14 protein-coding genes are annotated in these 14899 nt (G+C 61.2%); 9 read left to right on the top strand and 5 right to left on the bottom strand.

Going from position 1 to position 14899, the window contains the following annotated elements; translation table 11 throughout:
• The first annotated feature begins 143 nt into the window (after positions 1-143).
• From V1599_RS14090 to patD, 7 genes are all read left to right on the top strand, one after another.
• Positions 144-332: a cold-shock protein gene (locus V1599_RS14090; protein ID WP_112010123.1), complete on the top strand. Its 189-nt coding sequence runs from the start codon at positions 144-146 to the stop codon at positions 330-332.
• A gap of 82 nt (positions 333-414) precedes the next feature.
• Positions 415-1824 carry a PLP-dependent aminotransferase family protein gene (locus V1599_RS14085; protein WP_395300274.1) on the top strand — a complete coding sequence of 470 codons (1410 nt, stop codon included), beginning with the start codon at positions 415-417 and terminating at the stop codon, positions 1822-1824.
• A gap of 258 nt (positions 1825-2082) precedes the next feature.
• Positions 2083-3228: a putative ABC transporter substrate-binding protein YdcS gene (gene ydcS, locus V1599_RS14080; protein ID WP_395300273.1), complete on the top strand. Its 1146-nt coding sequence runs from the start codon at positions 2083-2085 to the stop codon at positions 3226-3228.
• A gap of 16 nt (positions 3229-3244) precedes the next feature.
• Complete coding sequence (locus V1599_RS14075) at positions 3245-4258, top strand: ABC transporter ATP-binding protein (RefSeq protein ID WP_395300272.1); 1014 nt, start codon at positions 3245-3247, stop codon at positions 4256-4258.
• A 1-nt stretch (position 4259) separates the two neighbouring features.
• Positions 4260-5198 (top strand): ABC transporter permease, encoded by a 939-nt coding sequence (locus V1599_RS14070; RefSeq protein ID WP_395300271.1) that lies wholly within the window; start codon positions 4260-4262, stop codon positions 5196-5198.
• Positions 5188-5994 (top strand): ABC transporter permease, encoded by an 807-nt coding sequence (locus V1599_RS14065; RefSeq protein ID WP_395300270.1) that lies wholly within the window; start codon positions 5188-5190, stop codon positions 5992-5994. The genes V1599_RS14070 and V1599_RS14065 overlap by 11 nt, the downstream gene beginning before the upstream one ends.
• Positions 5995-6018: 24 nt before the next feature.
• Complete coding sequence (patD, locus tag V1599_RS14060) at positions 6019-7443, top strand: aminobutyraldehyde dehydrogenase (RefSeq protein WP_395300269.1); 1425 nt, start codon at positions 6019-6021, stop codon at positions 7441-7443.
• Positions 7444-7481: 38 nt separating this feature from the next.
• Here patD and V1599_RS14055 read toward each other — a convergent pair whose 3' ends face one another.
• The 3 genes from V1599_RS14055 to V1599_RS14045 are packed head-to-tail and all read right to left on the bottom strand — an operon-like array spanning position 7482 to position 8373.
• Positions 7482-7664 carry a DUF1869 domain-containing protein gene (locus V1599_RS14055; RefSeq protein WP_063449914.1) on the bottom strand — a complete coding sequence of 61 codons (183 nt, stop codon included), beginning with the start codon at positions 7662-7664 and terminating at the stop codon, positions 7482-7484.
• A 3-nt stretch (positions 7665-7667) separates the two neighbouring features.
• Complete coding sequence (locus V1599_RS14050) at positions 7668-8021, bottom strand: DUF1971 domain-containing protein (RefSeq protein ID WP_371182662.1); 354 nt, start codon at positions 8019-8021, stop codon at positions 7668-7670.
• 19 nt (positions 8022-8040) lie between these two features.
• On the bottom strand, positions 8041-8373 hold the full coding sequence (locus tag V1599_RS14045; RefSeq protein WP_395300268.1) for a DUF1971 domain-containing protein: 333 nt from the start codon (positions 8371-8373) through the stop codon (positions 8041-8043).
• Between the two features lie 244 nt (positions 8374-8617).
• Here V1599_RS14045 and V1599_RS14040 point away from each other — a divergent pair, with 244 nt between their 5' ends.
• Positions 8618-8791, top strand: coding sequence for a GhoT/OrtT family toxin (locus tag V1599_RS14040; protein WP_112010169.1), 174 nt, complete (start codon positions 8618-8620; stop codon positions 8789-8791).
• Between the two features lie 86 nt (positions 8792-8877).
• Complete coding sequence (locus tag V1599_RS14035) at positions 8878-9642, top strand: alpha/beta fold hydrolase (RefSeq protein ID WP_112010114.1); 765 nt, start codon at positions 8878-8880, stop codon at positions 9640-9642.
• 104 nt (positions 9643-9746) lie between these two features.
• Here the strand turns inward: V1599_RS14035 and V1599_RS14030 are convergent, their stop codons facing one another.
• Positions 9747-11921 carry a virulence factor SrfC family protein gene (locus V1599_RS14030; RefSeq protein WP_112010113.1) on the bottom strand — a complete coding sequence of 725 codons (2175 nt, stop codon included), beginning with the start codon at positions 11919-11921 and terminating at the stop codon, positions 9747-9749.
• The gene (locus tag V1599_RS14025) at positions 11918-14899 is read right to left on the bottom strand and encodes a virulence factor SrfB (protein WP_112010112.1); all 2982 of its coding nucleotides are present in this window, start codon (positions 14897-14899) and stop codon (positions 11918-11920) included. The genes V1599_RS14030 and V1599_RS14025 overlap by 4 nt, the downstream gene beginning before the upstream one ends.

Below are 14899 nucleotides of genomic sequence, written 5' to 3'. Positions count from 1 at the left end.
TTTTTAAAAGCAGTTCTCATCACGTTGTGCCTCTCCGCAGCCTCTTGGGTCTTTTTCTACACTCCGATTCATTTTTGTTTCAGACCACTATCGCCTGATAGGCCCATTAGTTATTTACGTTTTTACGTTTACAGGAGAATCTTATGACTTCTAATATCCATTTCCGCTGCCCATGCTGTCATGGCTCGCAGTATCGTATCTCAGCCTTTGATGTGTCTGAGAAGAATCCTTTCGGTGCGAAATGCATTTTTTGCAAATCGTCCATGATTACGCTCGACCATTTGGCCGCCGTGCGTTTTGCCGCCAACGCGGTAACCGAGTACCGTAAGTAATTCGCAACCCCAACCATAACAGTTAGCAAAATCTTCTCTTTTTCTCCTGCTGATATAGACTATCGTGCATAAGGAGAATCTGATGAAAAAATACCAGCGTCTGGCGCAACAAATCATTTCACAAATTGAGCTTGGCGTGTGGTTGCCGGGCGATAAGCTGCCCTCGCTGCGAGAGCAGGTGGCAAGCAGCGGCATGAGCTTTATGACCGTTGGCCATGCGTATCAGATGCTGGAAAGCCAGGGGCACATTGTCGCCAGGCCGCAGTCGGGCTATTACGTTGCCTCGCGCCCGACGCTGCAACTGCCTTCTCCTCATGCGCAGGTCATCCGCGACGACGTGGTCGATATCAATACCTATATTTTTGATGTCCTCCAGGCCAGCCGCGACGCCTCCGTGGTGCCGTTTGCCTCCGCGTTTCCCGATCCCCGCCTCTTTCCGCTCCAGCAGCTCAACCGTTCGCTCGCCAACGTGAGTAAAACCGCCACGGCGATGAGCGTGATCGAAAACCTGCCGCCCGGAAACGTCGAGCTCCGCCACGCCATCGCCCGCCGCTACGCGCAGCAGGGGATGAATATTTCCCCCGACGAAATCGTGATCACCGCCGGCGCGCTTGAGGCGCTCAACCTTAGCCTGCAGGCCGTCACGGAGCCGGGAGACTGGGTGATTGTGGAAAATCCCTGCTTTTACGGCGCGCTTCAGGCGCTTGAGCGCCTCAAGCTAAAGGCGCTGTCGGTGGCCACCGACGTGCGGGAAGGGATTGACCTCAACGCGCTCGAGCAGGCGCTGAACGAGTATCCGGTAAAGGCCTGCTGGATCATGACCAACAGCCAAAATCCGCTGGGCTTCACCCTGAGCGCTGAAAAAAAAGCGCGGCTGATTGCGCTGTTAGCCAGCCATAACGTCACGCTGATTGAAGACGATGTTTACAGCGAGCTTTACTTTGGCCGCGAAAAGCCGCTCCCGGCAAAGGCCTGGGACACGCAGGACATGACGCTTCACTGCTCGTCCTTTTCTAAATGCCTGGTGGCGGGCTTTCGCATCGGCTGGGTGGCGGCGGGAAAACATGCGCGGCGCATTCAGCAGCTGCAGCTGATGAGCACGCTTTCGACCAGCTCACCGATGCAGCTGGCGCTGGTGGACTATCTGGCGACCAAACGCTATGACGCCCACCTGCGCCGACTGCGGCGCACGCTCGCCGAGCGCAAACAGCAGGCCTGGCAGTCGCTTTTGCGCCACATGCCCGCGGGCGTCAACATTCACCACAGCGACAGCGGCTATTTTTTGTGGCTGGAGCTTCCCGCGCGGCTTGATGCGGGCGCGCTAAGCGAAAAGGCGTTAGCTCACCATATCAGCATCGCGCCCGGTAAGATGTTTTCGACTTCAAACGTCTGGGCGCCGTTTTTCCGGTTTAATACGTCATGGGCCTGGGGAGAGCGCGAGGAGCTCGCGGTGCAGCAGCTGGGAAAATTAATACGCGAGATGATGGAATAACCGTTACGCCGTCTTCCCCCCGTTTTGAATAATGTCCGAAGGGGCCATTGCGGCCCCGTCATACGAAATCATGATGTCCTCTCTCCTGGCTAACCCCTTGTCTATAATCCAGTTAACGGGGAATGCGCCCTCGGTCACACCTTGACGAAATTTCCTTGAGCCGCCCATCGCGGCGCATTGGCGCGGGCTACGTTTAATTCAGGAGATATTTTTACGGCACGGCTGCCGCCAAATTTCATTGCGACAGGAGTAAACCTTATGAGCAAAAAATTTGCCCGCAGCAGCCTGTGCGCGCTCGCGATGACGATCGTCACCGCACACGCCGCGGAACCCCCAAAAGCGATTGGCGACGGCGAGGGGCGGCTGGATATTATCGCCTGGCCCGGATACATCGAGCGCGGGCAGACCGACAAAAGCTACGACTGGGTCACGCAGTTCGAAAAAGAGACCGGCTGCACGGTCAACGTCAAAACCGCCGCCACCTCGGACGAGATGGTCAGCCTGATGGCGAAGGGGGGCTATGACCTGGTGACCGCCTCGGGCGACGCCTCTCTGCGCCTGATTATGGGCAAACGCGTTCAGCCGATTAATCCCGACCTGATCCCCAACTGGAAAACGCTCGACCCGCGCCTCGTCAAAGGCGAGTGGTTCAACGTCGACGGTAAAGTCTACGGCACGCCGTACCAGTGGGGGCCGAACCTGCTGATGTACAACACCAAAACCTTCCCAACCCCGCCGGACAGCTGGAGCGTGGTGTTCGTTAAGCAGAACCTGCCTGACGGCAAAACCAACCAGGGACGCGTTCAGGCCTACGACGGTCCGATTTACATCGCCGACGCCGCGCTGTTCGTCAAGGCCACCCAGCCCGCGCTCGGCATTACCGACCCGTACCAGCTCACGGAAGCACAGTATGGCGCCGTGCTGAAGGTGCTGCGCGACCAGCACGCGCTGATCCACCGCTACTGGCACGACACCACCGTTCAGATGAGCGACTTCAAAAACGAAGGCGTGGTGGCCTCAAGCGCCTGGCCGTACCAGGCGAACGCGCTGAAGGCGGAGAATCAGCCGATCGCCACCGTCTTCCCGAAAGAGGGCGTGACCGGCTGGGCGGACACCACCATGCTGCACGCGCAGGCTAAGCATCCGATGTGCGCCTACAAATGGATGAACTGGTCGCTGACGCCAAAAGTGCAGGGCGATCTGGCCGCGTGGTTTGGCTCCCTGCCGGTGGTGGCGGAAGGATGCAAGGCCAGTACGCTGCTGGGCGATAAGGGCTGTGAAACCAACGGCTACACCTATTTCGACAAAATCATGTTCTGGAAAACGCCGATAGCGGAAGGCGGCAAGTTTGTGCCCTACAGCCGCTGGACGCAGGATTACATCGCCATCATGGGCGGGCGCTGATTGCCGGGAGCAGAGCATGACCTACGCGGTAGAGTTTTGTGACGTTTCCCGCCTGTACGGCGACGTGCGGGCGGTGGATGCGGTCACCATTGGCATTCATGACGGAGAGTTTTTTTCCATGCTGGGGCCTTCGGGCTCCGGCAAAACCACCTGCCTGCGCCTGATCGCCGGGTTCGAACAGCTAAGCGGCGGCGCTATCAAGATTTTCGGCCAGGAGGCCAGCGCGCTTCCCCCGTGGGAGCGCGACGTCAACACGGTGTTCCAGGACTATGCGCTGTTTCCGCATATGTCGGTCCTCGACAACGTTGCCTACGGCCTGAGGGTTAAAGGCATCGATAAGAAAACGCGCCGCGCCCGGGCGGGCGAGGCGCTGGAGAAGGTCGGCCTTGGCTTCGCCGCTGCGCGCAAGCCGTCGCAGCTGTCGGGCGGCCAGCGCCAGCGCGTGGCGATTGCCCGGGCGCTGGTCAACGAGCCCCGCGTGCTCCTGCTCGACGAGCCGCTGGGGGCGCTCGATCTCAAGCTGCGCGAGCAGATGCAGGTTGAGCTGAAAAAGCTCCAGCAGGATCTCGGCATCACCTTTATCTTTGTGACCCACGACCAGGGCGAAGCGCTCTCCATGTCCGACCGGGTCGCGGTTTTCAACAACGGCCGCATCGAGCAGGTCGACACGCCGCGCGAGCTGTATTTGCGCCCGCGCACGCCGTTTGTGGCGAGCTTCGTGGGGACGTCGAACGTGTTTGACGCCGCGCTCTCGCGCCGCGTCTGCGGCATGGAGGGCGTGTATTCGCTGCGCCCGGAACATATCCGCCTTAACGAAGGCGGTGAGATTCAGGTTCAGGGGGTAATCCAGGCGGTGCAGTATCAGGGGGCGGCCACGCGCATAGAGCTTAAGCTGAGTGATGGCGCAAAGCTGCTGGTGAGCCAGGCTAATCTCACCGGCGCTCTGGTTTCTGACGGGCTGGCACCGGGCCTGCCGGTGCAGGCGGCCTGGTCGCGTGAGGCCATGGTGCCGCTGCACGAGGAGCGGTGAGATGACGATGCGCCTTTCGTCCGCACCGCGCGGCACCCTAAGCCGCGCCTCCGCGCTGTTCTGGCGCAGGCCGTCGCTTGGGCTGTTCCTGCTGCTGCTTGCCCCGCTGATGTGGTTCGGCATTGTCTACCTGGGATCGCTGCTCACGCTGCTGTGGCAGGGCTTTTACACCTTCGATGACTTCACCATGTCGGTGACGCCGGACCTGACCTTCGCCAACGTTCAGGCGCTGTTTAACCCGGCCAACTACGACATCATTCTGCGCACCCTGGTGATGGCCATTTCGGTCACGGCGGCCAGCGCGGTGCTGGCCTTTCCTATGGCCTGGTATATGGCGCGTTACACAACCGGCAAGTGGAAAGCGTTTTTCTATATTGCCGTCATGCTGCCGATGTGGGCGAGCTATATCGTCAAAGCCTACGCGTGGACGCTGCTGCTGGCGAAGGACGGCGTGGCGCAGTGGTTTCTCAGCCATCTGGGGCTGGAGCCGGTTCTACTCTCCGTGCTTACGCTGCCCGCCGTTGGCGGCAACACGCTCTCCACCTCGGGGCTTGGGCGCTTTCTGGTGTTTGTTTACATCTGGCTGCCGTTTATGATCCTGCCGGTTCAGGCGGCGCTGGAGCGTCTGCCCGCGTCGCTGCTGCAGGCCTCTGCCGATCTCGGCGCCCGGCCGCGGCAAACGTTCCGCTACGTGGTCCTGCCGCTCGCCGTGCCGGGCATTGCGGCGGGTTCTATTTTCACCTTTTCGCTGACGCTGGGCGATTTTATCGTGCCGCAGCTGGTCGGCCCGCCGGGCTACTTCATCGGCAACATGGTCTACGCCCAGCAGGGCGCCATTGGCAACATGCCGATGGCCGCCGCGTTCACGCTGGTGCCGATTGTGCTGATCTCTCTTTATCTGGCGTTCGTGAAGCGCCTGGGAGCCTTCGATGCACTCTGAGCGCGCGCCGTGGTTCCTGAAGATCGCCGCATGGGGCGGCGTGATTTTCCTGCACTTTCCGCTGCTGATCATCGCCATTTACGCCTTTAATATCGAGGACGCGGCCTTTAGCTTCCCGCCGCAGGGCTTCACCCTGAAGTGGTTTAGCGTAGCGGCGGGGCGCGGGGATATTATCGAATCCGTGACGTTGTCACTTAAAATTGCCGCGCTCTCAACGGCTATCGCGCTGGTGCTCGGCACGCTTGCCGCCGCCGCGCTGTGGCGAAGCTCTTTCTTCGGCAAAAACGCGATTTCGCTGCTGCTGCTGTTGCCGATAGCCCTCCCGGGCATTATCACCGGCCTGGCGCTGCTCACGGCGTTTAAGACCGTCAACCTTGAGCCGGGGTTTTTCACCATCGTCGTCGGGCACGCGACCTTCTGCGTGGTGGTGGTGTTTAACAACGTCATCGCCCGGTTCAGGCGCACCTCCTGGAGCCTGGTGGAAGCGTCGATGGACCTGGGCGCAGACGGTTGGCAAACGTTCCGCTACGTGGTGCTGCCCAATCTGGGCTCCGCGCTGCTGGCGGGCGGCATGCTGGCCTTTGCGCTGTCGTTTGACGAAATTATCGTCACAACGTTTACGGCAGGCCACGAGCGCACGCTGCCGCTGTGGCTGCTGAACCAGCTGGGCCGCCCGCGCGACGTGCCCGTGACCAACGTGGTTGCCTTGCTCGTCATGCTGGTGACCACGATCCCCATTTTGGGAGCCTGGTGGCTCACCCGCGACGGCGACAACACCGCCGGGGACGGGAAATAACCTTGATTTCAACAGGATAAAGCTATGCAAACTCAACTGCTGATTAATGGTGAACTGACTGCCGGCGAAGGGGAAAAGCAGCCGGTCTATAACCCCGCTACCGGAGAGGTGCTGCTGGAGATTGCCGAGGCCTCTGCGGCGCAGGTTGATGCCGCTGTACTTGCCGCCGATCGCGCGTTCGCCGAATGGGGGCAAACCACGCCGAAAGCCCGCGCCGAATATTTATTAACACTGGCGGACGCGATTGAAGAACACGCGGAAGACTTTGCGCGCCTGGAATCCCTCAACTGCGGCAAGCCGCTGCACTGCGCGCTGGGGGATGAAATTCCGGCGGTGGTGGACGTATTCCGCTTCTTCGCGGGCGCGGCGCGCTGCCTGAACGGGCTGGCGGCGGGGGAATACCTCGAGGGACACACGTCGATGATTCGCCGCGATCCGGTGGGCGTGGTGGCCTCTATCGCGCCGTGGAACTACCCGCTAATGATGGCGGCGTGGAAGCTTGCGCCCGCGCTGGCGGCAGGCAACTGCGTGGTGCTCAAACCCTCGGAGATCACGCCGCTGACGGCGCTGAGGCTGGCGGAGCTGGCAAAAGACATCTTCCCGGCTGGCGTGCTCAACGTGCTGTTCGGGCGGGGGGAAACCGTGGGCGATCCGCTGACCGGTCATGAAAAAGTGCGGATGGTCTCCCTGACGGGCTCGATTGCCACCGGGGAGCACATTATCGGACACACCGCGTCGTCGATTAAGCGCACCCACATGGAGCTGGGCGGCAAAGCGCCGGTAATTGTCTTCGACGATGCGGATCTGGACGCGGTGGTGGAGGGCGTTCGCACCTTCGGCTTTTACAACGCCGGGCAGGACTGCACCGCGGCCTGCCGGATTTACGCCCAGAAAGGGATTTACGCGCAGCTGGTTGAAAAACTGGGGGCCGCCGTCGCCAGCCTGAAGATGGGCGCGCCGGAGGATGAATCGACCGAGCTTGGCCCGCTCAGCTCTGCGGCGCACCTGTCCCGCGTTTGCAGAGCGGTTGATGATGCCAAAGCGTTAGGGCATATCCAGGTGGTGACCGGCGGCGATAAGCGGGAAGGGCAAGGCTACTACTTCCAGCCAACCCTGCTGGCGGGCGCCCGGCAGGAGGACGCTATCGTCCAGCGGGAAGTGTTTGGCCCGGTGGTGAGCGTCACCGAGTTTGACGACGAGGCGCAGGTGCTGGCCTGGGCCAACGACTCCCGGTACGGGCTGGCGTCGTCAGTCTGGACGAAGGACGTGGGCCGCGCCCATCGGATGAGCGCGCGGTTGCAGTACGGCTGCACCTGGGTGAATACGCACTTTATGCTGGTCAGCGAAATGCCGCACGGCGGGATGAAGCTCTCGGGCTACGGAAAGGATATGTCGGTTTACGGGCTGGAGGATTACACGGTTGTTCGCCACGTCATGATTAAACACTGATTACAAAAGCCCGGCAGCAAGCCTGCCGGGCGGGACGTTTACCAGCCGCAAACGTCGTGTTCATTTTCCGTGTCGTAGGCTCGCACGGTGTTCACCAGATCTTTCACCACGTCGGCGGCAACGTCCGGTATCAGCAGCTCCATTGGGGCTTCCGTTTCATAATCCACCGACACGCCGTTGCTGTTATTGGTGACGGTGACGGTATAGGTTGCTTTGCCCATGGGTTACTCCTTATGCGTGTTAACCACTTTTCCAATACCCGCGCCCTGAAGCGTCACGTTCGGATCGGCAAAAAAGTCGATGTTGAAGTAGGTATCGTCGGTTAACAGCTCAATGCGGTGCCACTTCTGCGGCGGGGAAATGCCAAACGAACCGGCTTCAATCACCAGCTCAAGGTCGGGTTCGGTTGCGTCGGCGTCCGGAAAGCCAAAATAGCGCACGGCGCCCTGCATTACGGAAAGACGGCCATAGACGCCGGCTTTGGTGTTGTGGTGGGTAAAAAGCGCTTTCGGCGCGCTCTCTTTGTTCCAGAACGGCGTGGCGCGGGTATGAACAAAATTCTCAGGAATACGTAGCATAGGGGTTTCCTTCTTAGCGTCAGAAGCTCATAGACTTCAGCACGTCAGGTTCGACAAAGAAGTCGATATTGAACAGCGTGTCGTCGGTCATCACCTCGATGTGGTGCCATTTCTCCGGTGGAAAGACGCCGAAGTGACCGGCCTCGATAATCAGCTCGCTGTCGGGCTCGGGCGTAAACCGATCGGCGTAGCCTAAATAGCGCACCGTGCCCCGCATGACGGAGAGGCGCGGGTAAACGCCGGGGCGCGTGCCTTTGTCGAGATGGCGCTGAAAAATCCCTGCGGGGGCGGTGTCTTTATTCCAGAACGGCGTGGAGCGGGTGTGAATACAGCCTTGCGGAATGCGCAACATATCTTATCCCTCTTGAAGTCCTGCCTTATTAGACGCCTTTCTCTTAGCGTCAATTTATCAAAAAGTGCATTTATAATGCACCTTATCAATAAAGGTAAGGTGAGCTCCTCCAGGGATGTAACGTGAATTACCTCGTTGTTATTATCCTTGTTATTTAAGTGGTTATGATGTGACAAAAAACTTGATCTGTATCAACATATGGCGCATATTGCGCGCGGTTATTTTTTCAGCCTGGGTAATAGAAATGACGTTGTATCAAAAGATGCTGGTGTTCTACGCAATTATGGCCTTCATCTGCGCGCTTATTACCTGGTTCCTCTCTAAAGACCGCAAGCGCATCCGCTTTCTGAGCGCGTTTCTGGTCGGATCGACCTGGCCGATGAGCTTCCCCGTCGCGCTTCTGATCTCGCTTTTCTGACGCACGCTTCCATTTTTAAACGTTGAATATGGCATTCCTGATACGATAACTGTATAAATAAACAGTATCTCGTAAATGGAGTGCTTATGAACAGCTTTTATTCACAGCAGGCCGGTTGCAACGTTCGCTGGCATGATTTGCCCGGCTGCGGCGATCCCGTGGTATTCATCCACGGGTTGGGCTGCGCCTCTTCCTATGAATATCCCCGCGTCGTTCGTGACCCGCTGTTTGGCGCGCGCAGAGCGATTCTCATTGATTTGCCCGGCAGCGGTTACAGCGATAAGCCCGAGCGTTACAGCTACAAAACGACTGACCAGGCGCGCGTTGTCGCGGAGCTGATTCGTCATCTTCATCTGGATGCTTTCTGGTTATACGGCCACAGCATGGGCGGAAGCATTGCTATCGAGACGGCGGGGCTGCTGGCACCGCACGTGAAGGGGCTGATGGTGTCGGAACCCAATTTTCACGCGGGTGGGGGGATGTTCAGCCGGTCTATTGCGGCACAAACCGAGCAACAGTTTTTATTGCAGGGCTATGACGCCTTGCTCAGCGCAGAAAAAACGGCGTGGGCGGGGTGTTTACAAAGCAATGCCCCGTATGCCGTCTGGCGCGCTGCAACGAGCCTCGTGGAGGGCGTTTATCCTGACTGGGAGGCGCAATTCCTCTCGCTAACTTGCCCCGTGACGTTGATTTTCGGCGAGCTTTCACTGCCTGATAGCGATGCCGAACGTCTGAAGCAAAAGGGCGTAGAGGTGAAAATTATTCCTGCCGCAGGGCATTCAATGTCGTGGGAAAATCCCGCCGCACTGGCGCAGACCTTAGCCGGGTGCATAGCGGAAAGTGGATGTTAAGCGTATCGCCCGGCGGCGCTACGCCAGCACGGGCCGACAGTGTTGCAAAATGACGAACGCAGGCCGGGTAAGCGCAGCGCCACCCGGCAAGAAAGACAGCGGCTTCAGCGCAATATCGCGCTTAGAGCCTTGCGTGCGGCGGGCTGCACGTCGTGCGGGTGCTGATAATCGATATTCTCAATCGCGCGGGTGTAGAGCGCGACCAGCCAGTCGTAAACATAGCTCGTCGCCGCGTGTACCGGCTGCTCGCCCAGGCGCGTCAGGCGCGGTGAGGCGCTGCTGACAATCGGCGTGACGAAGATCGCCTGGCCTTTACGCACGCGGCTGGCGGGGCGCTGCTCCACCGGCGTCTGCTCGTAGCCCAGCCAGCCGATAAAGTTCCCCATCACCGCGTGCAGCTGCGCCGCGCTGCTTTTGTCTGCCTCAACGATGCGCCGCAGCTGCTGGACCAGATCCAGCCGGTAGCTTGCCGTTACCAAAACGTCGGCAATCTGCTGGAGCGTTGCGGCGTCCAGGCCTAAGCGGGCTGCGGCGGCGTCGCTGCGGCTCCACTGGCGAAGATGGTTGATCCACACGCCGTGCGCCAGGCGGGCCTTATCTTTGGTCTGCGGCGCGCCGGGCGCGTCCGCTGCGCTATCGGCAAACAGGTCAATCACGTCGGTAAACAGCCCGCTGACGTGCTCCTCGCGCGGCTGCTGGAAGGCGAGCAGCGTCTCAAACGCCTTCATCGGCGGCAGAAGCCCTTCAAGTATTTCACCGTGGCGCGACGCGCAGCCCTGCAGGGCCCGCACCATGCTTTCGGCCTGCGCGCGTTGCGCTTCCGGGGTTTGCGTCAGGGGCGCAGTCCACGGCTGCATCAGCGTGGAAAGCTCGAGACGCAGATTCGATTTCAGCGTCTGTAGCCGCTTCTGGCGCAGCGCGGGCAGCGTGGCCTGGGAAAGCCACTCGATAACGCGCTGCAGGCTGTGGCTGTCCAGCGCCTGCAGGGTGCCCCAGCGCGCGCCGGGATGGCCTAACAGCTGCTGCACGGCCTCGTCGAGATTGCGTTTGGTGGAGAACCGCGCGTCCTGCGGGGTGATTGCCCACACCAGGCCCGGCAGGGCCGCCTCTTCCGCCGGCTGCGTCTCTTTGGCCCAGTTGAGCAGCGCTTTTGCCGTTTTGGTCGTCTGCTCCGGCCTGGCGGTGGCGTTACAGATAACCAGCACGTCCGGCTGGAGCTGCTGGCGGTAATGCTCCAGCAGCCACTGGCTCTTGGCCTGCGCCAGCAGCGGCGCGCTATCGTCAGTTAATGCAGGAATATCAATGATATCAACCGTGTCCAGAACGCAGCTTTCGACCGGCAGAACCAGCTCGCGCGTCAGAAACGCCAGCACGTCCACCGGGATGCTGACGGCGTTAAGCATGTCGCCGTTGTTCAGCGGGTGAAGCAGGAACGCCTGTGCCCGATCCGATTCGAACTCTCCCTGCGTCAGGAAGCCTTCTCCCGGCAGGCCAAAATTATCGACCAGCAGGCTGAGCGGGGCGGCTAGCTCCTGCGCGTGGCTGGTCTGATGCAGCACGTGCGCCAGCTTCAGCCACTGCTGGGTCAGTTCCTGCTGTTCGCCCCACAGCAGCGACCAGACGCTGGCGCGGGAGCTGAGATCCAATGACGGCACCAGCTGCGCCAGCTGGTGCCACAGCACATCGTCAATTTGCTGGCGGGCGGCGGGCACCAAACTTTGCCAGAAGCGGGCAATCGCGCCAACCTCCCGGGCCGTCATCCCCGGCACGCCCTGCGGCTGGCGCAGCGCGCGCCATTTTTCCAGACGGCTTTCCACCACCGATTTTTCAACCGGGCGGATCTGCGGGTGAAGCGCGGTGCGGGCGATAAACAGCTGCACCAGCTCCGCCTCGGTTATCAGGCGCAGGCGCAGGGGAAACGCATCGTCGGTAACGTCAGCTTGCGCGGTGCTGAAGCGAATCGCCATATTCGTCGCCGCGTGCCCGGGATTGACGTGCGAGAAGTAGTCGAAGGTTCGCTGCCCCAGCGCGACGTTTAAGCGTCCGCTGCCGCTCCCGCAAAGCGTAGAGAGCAGGTGGGCTTTCGCCGCCTGGGCGTGGCCGTACAGGCCAATTGCGCTGCGCCCGGCAAGCGCGCGTTCGATTGCCTCTTCGCGCGCCTGTAGGGACGTAATCCGTGCCAGCAGGGCATCGGCGTCGTTATCCAGCATTGGAGCGTGCTGTCGCGTCTCGTTAATCCACCCGATCAGGGCCCGGGTGGTGGTCATCGTCGCACTCATTTCAGGTATACGCTCCCGCTGTCGATCCAGTAGTGGCTGCCGCTGTGGCGGCGATCGGCCAAAGTATTCAGTTTAAAGGTCAGGGCGTCCGGCGGGACCGGGGTACCGTCCTGCAGCCAGGCGTCGCTCAGTTCGAAGGCTTCAGGTCCTTCCTGCCTGCTGCCGCCGCAAAGCTTCAGCCGAACGTTAAGCACGCCGTCACCGGCGATCGCCTTCGCCAGCTCGGCGGAGTTGATGCTGAGGGTGTAAAGCGGCGTCGCGGGCCAGCGGGCGTTCTCCAGCTGGCGGAAGCCGAGCGTGACGTTGCCGCGCAGCGGGAAGTGCAGGCGCGCGTCGAGCTTCGCGCCCGGCTTGTCCAGATCGATATCCTGATACCAGACGTTTTCATCCCGCAGGGTATTCACCGTATTATCGAGCACGCCCAGATAGCGCACGGTGGAGTAAGCGCCAATATCCGCCGCCTTAAAGTTGAAGCGCGGCAGGCGCAGATCCAGCGCCAGGCTGCACAGCATCGCGCCCACGGCGGCGGTGGATTTCGGGTTACCGATGCGCCCCTGCTGGCTGAACGGATACCATTCATGGACCTGATATTTATCGAGCCAGACGATGCGGTTAACGGGCACCGGCTGCAGGTGGCGAATCAACGCCTGCACGCCCGGCAGGCAGCCGGGGCGGCCGGTAATCAGCAGGATATCGCAGCCGTAGTGGGATATGGCTTCGCATACCGCGTGCAGCGGCGCGGTCAGCGTAAACTGCCCGGCCAGCATCGCGTCCTGCATCTCGCGGAAGCTGACCTGAACCGGCACGGCGAAGAGGTCGAACGCGTCGGACCCGGCGGGCAGCGCGTGATCGATCGCCTGCTGGAGGTAGTTCATCACGTTGCGGGTCGGCCTGCCTGTCAGCAAATCGCCAAAGGTGGCGTGCAGCCCGGCAAGCGGATCGTCCACGTCGCTGGCTTCCCAGGCCGACAGGATCGCATGGCCGATCGGCATAAAGAGCTGCAGCGCCGTTTGCTGGCGCAGCACCGCCTGGGTATCGATGCGGCCCGAATCGCCAAACAGGGACGCCATCAGCAGAGACGCGTCGGCGATGCCGGATTTTTGCAGCTGGGTTTGCAGCGCGGGGAGCACGTAGCGCTGGATCACGTCGAGGAGCATGTCGTCGCCTGCCACCTTAAACCCTTCGCGGAACAGCAGCTGCGGAGTGATTTTGACGTTGTTGCCGGAGCCGTCGTCCAGCTGGTAGTGGGTGATCGCCATGTCCGTCGTGCCGCCGCCGATGTCGATAGAGGCGACGCGCAGCGCGCGCCCGGGCTGCACGCCGGGCTCAGGCTCGCGGTCCGGGCGGGCGAGGGAGGCAAAAAAGGCTTCCGTCTGGCCGCCGAAGTGGGAAATGGCTTCGTTATAGAGCCAGACCAGCTGGCCGCAGCTGGCTTCGTCCCACTCCATCTGGATCTCAGGTACCGGCACCACGCTTTTTTCCTGCTGCTTGCGGGTGGCAAAATCCTCGTCCTGCGGGTGCCAGCCCATCGCTTTCCAGACGATGGCAATCGCCTCGAACATGCGGCGGCGGAAGATCTCGCGCTCCTGTTTCGGCATCGCCGACGGGAGCGTCAGGATCAGCGTGCGCAGCTGTCGCGGCGAGGCCGGAAAGCCGAGGCGCAGGCGGGTGGCGACGCTGTTGATCTGCCCCAGCGCCTGCGCCAGCAGCTCGCACAGCATGTGCGTCATCAGCGTGCTGCGGCTGTACTGCGGTGAGAAGACCGGCAGGCGCTCGTCCTGCGGCAGGGTAAAGAGCGGCTCGCCGTCGTCGTTCATCAGGTTCATCAGCGGGAACGCGGTCGCCAGCGGCTCGCGCTGGGTTTTGCCGTTCATCTGGCTGAAGCGCCAGTCCTGGACCACCGGCGTTTCATCCCACAGGTAGCGGCGCGGGCTGGAAATGCCGCTGTTGCCTTCCGTGCCCAGACGCTGCGTGGCCAGCTTGCGCGCCTCGTCGCCGACGCGAACGATGGAGGGCCAGACAAAGGCATCCTCGCGGCCGCTCTCCACGGAGAAGTGCTGCTTGCCGAAGCGGGCTTCTGAGAACTCGAGGCGGCTGGTAAACAGTGGCTCGTTGAGGAACTGCGGCTCGCTCAGGGAACGCACCTGAAGCTCGGCGGTCTGGCGCAGGCCGTCGTTCGCATCCCCGTGATCTTCAATAATCACGCCGCAGGTATGGGTGTTGCCCACGTCGAGGATCAGATCGACCGGAATCGCCGGGGTGCTGAGCGTATGGGTGACAAATTTCACTTCCGGCACGGTGAGCTGCTCGCCGAGCATCGACAGGATGTTCAGCCAGTGTGCCTGGTACTCAAAGCCGCGCATCGCCTGGTGCAGGTCGCGCTCGGAGCGATGCTCAACGTCCGCGGCGTAGTGGGTGAAGGCCTCGCGCAGCCAGCCGTCGATCCACGTCTGGTCGAGGAAGTTTTCCACTTCGCCGTCGCGCCAGGCGAGCGCAAAGCGGGTGCCGTTGAGAATATCGTTGGCGACGGGGGAGAGATCGCCGGTGGCATGGTCGGCAATCTGGCTATCGAGCGCGAGCGTCACGCGGTGCGTATTCCCGGCACCGTCCGGCGCCTCCAGCCTGCGCACCTGCACGCGCGCCCAGTTGTCCGGGCCGTCGACAAAGGTGCGCGGCGGGTTAAAGCGCAGGAAGGGAACGGGAAGCCAGACGCCGTCCAGCACCGTCAGCGAGTGGTGCAGCGGGATCGTGCTTTCGGGCTTCACCACTTCCGCCTGGCTGCCCTCCGTGGCCGGAAGGGTGTAGCGGTTGTTTACCAGATCGTAATCCAGGCGCAGCAGCGGGCCATTGGCGGTTTTACGCACGAAGCGGCCGTTGCTGGCGGTGTCCTGAGGCGTGAGGCCAAAATCAAGAAACTGTACGCCGCTGTTGGCAATGAGCGTGACGCTCTGTTTATAGTCGCAAAGATTTACCAGCAT

Origin of the sequence: Enterobacter sp. ECC-175 (assembly GCF_043968675.1) — a bacterium.
In the GTDB taxonomy this organism is placed as follows: Bacteria; Pseudomonadota; Gammaproteobacteria; order Enterobacterales; family Enterobacteriaceae; genus Enterobacter.
Note: the sequence above shows the minus strand (reverse complement) of the source record. Positions and strands in the feature narration are given on the sequence as shown.

Excerpts from the sequence above, each read along its gene's own strand:
- patD (WP_395300269.1), top strand. The coding sequence starts at position 6,019 with ATGCAAACTCAACTGCTGATTAATGGTGAACTGACTGCCGGCGAAGGG.
- V1599_RS14055 (WP_063449914.1), bottom strand. The coding sequence starts at position 7,664 with ATGGGCAAAGCAACCTATACCGTCACCGTCACCAATAACAGCAACGGC.
- V1599_RS14025 (WP_112010112.1), bottom strand. The coding sequence starts at position 14,899 with ATGCTGGTAAATCTTTGCGACTATAAACAGAGCGTCACGCTCATTGCC.
- V1599_RS14075 (WP_395300272.1), top strand. The coding sequence starts at position 3,245 with ATGACCTACGCGGTAGAGTTTTGTGACGTTTCCCGCCTGTACGGCGAC.
- V1599_RS14085 (WP_395300274.1), top strand. The coding sequence starts at position 415 with ATGAAAAAATACCAGCGTCTGGCGCAACAAATCATTTCACAAATTGAG.
- V1599_RS14070 (WP_395300271.1), top strand. The coding sequence starts at position 4,260 with ATGACGATGCGCCTTTCGTCCGCACCGCGCGGCACCCTAAGCCGCGCC.
- V1599_RS14035 (WP_112010114.1), top strand. The coding sequence starts at position 8,878 with ATGAACAGCTTTTATTCACAGCAGGCCGGTTGCAACGTTCGCTGGCAT.
- V1599_RS14050 (WP_371182662.1), bottom strand. The coding sequence starts at position 8,021 with ATGCTACGTATTCCTGAGAATTTTGTTCATACCCGCGCCACGCCGTTC.
- V1599_RS14045 (WP_395300268.1), bottom strand. The coding sequence starts at position 8,373 with ATGTTGCGCATTCCGCAAGGCTGTATTCACACCCGCTCCACGCCGTTC.
- V1599_RS14090 (WP_112010123.1), top strand. The coding sequence starts at position 144 with ATGACTTCTAATATCCATTTCCGCTGCCCATGCTGTCATGGCTCGCAG.
- ydcS (WP_395300273.1), top strand. The coding sequence starts at position 2,083 with ATGAGCAAAAAATTTGCCCGCAGCAGCCTGTGCGCGCTCGCGATGACG.
- V1599_RS14030 (WP_112010113.1), bottom strand. The coding sequence starts at position 11,921 with ATGAGTGCGACGATGACCACCACCCGGGCCCTGATCGGGTGGATTAAC.
- V1599_RS14040 (WP_112010169.1), top strand. The coding sequence starts at position 8,618 with ATGACGTTGTATCAAAAGATGCTGGTGTTCTACGCAATTATGGCCTTC.
- V1599_RS14065 (WP_395300270.1), top strand. The coding sequence starts at position 5,188 with ATGCACTCTGAGCGCGCGCCGTGGTTCCTGAAGATCGCCGCATGGGGC.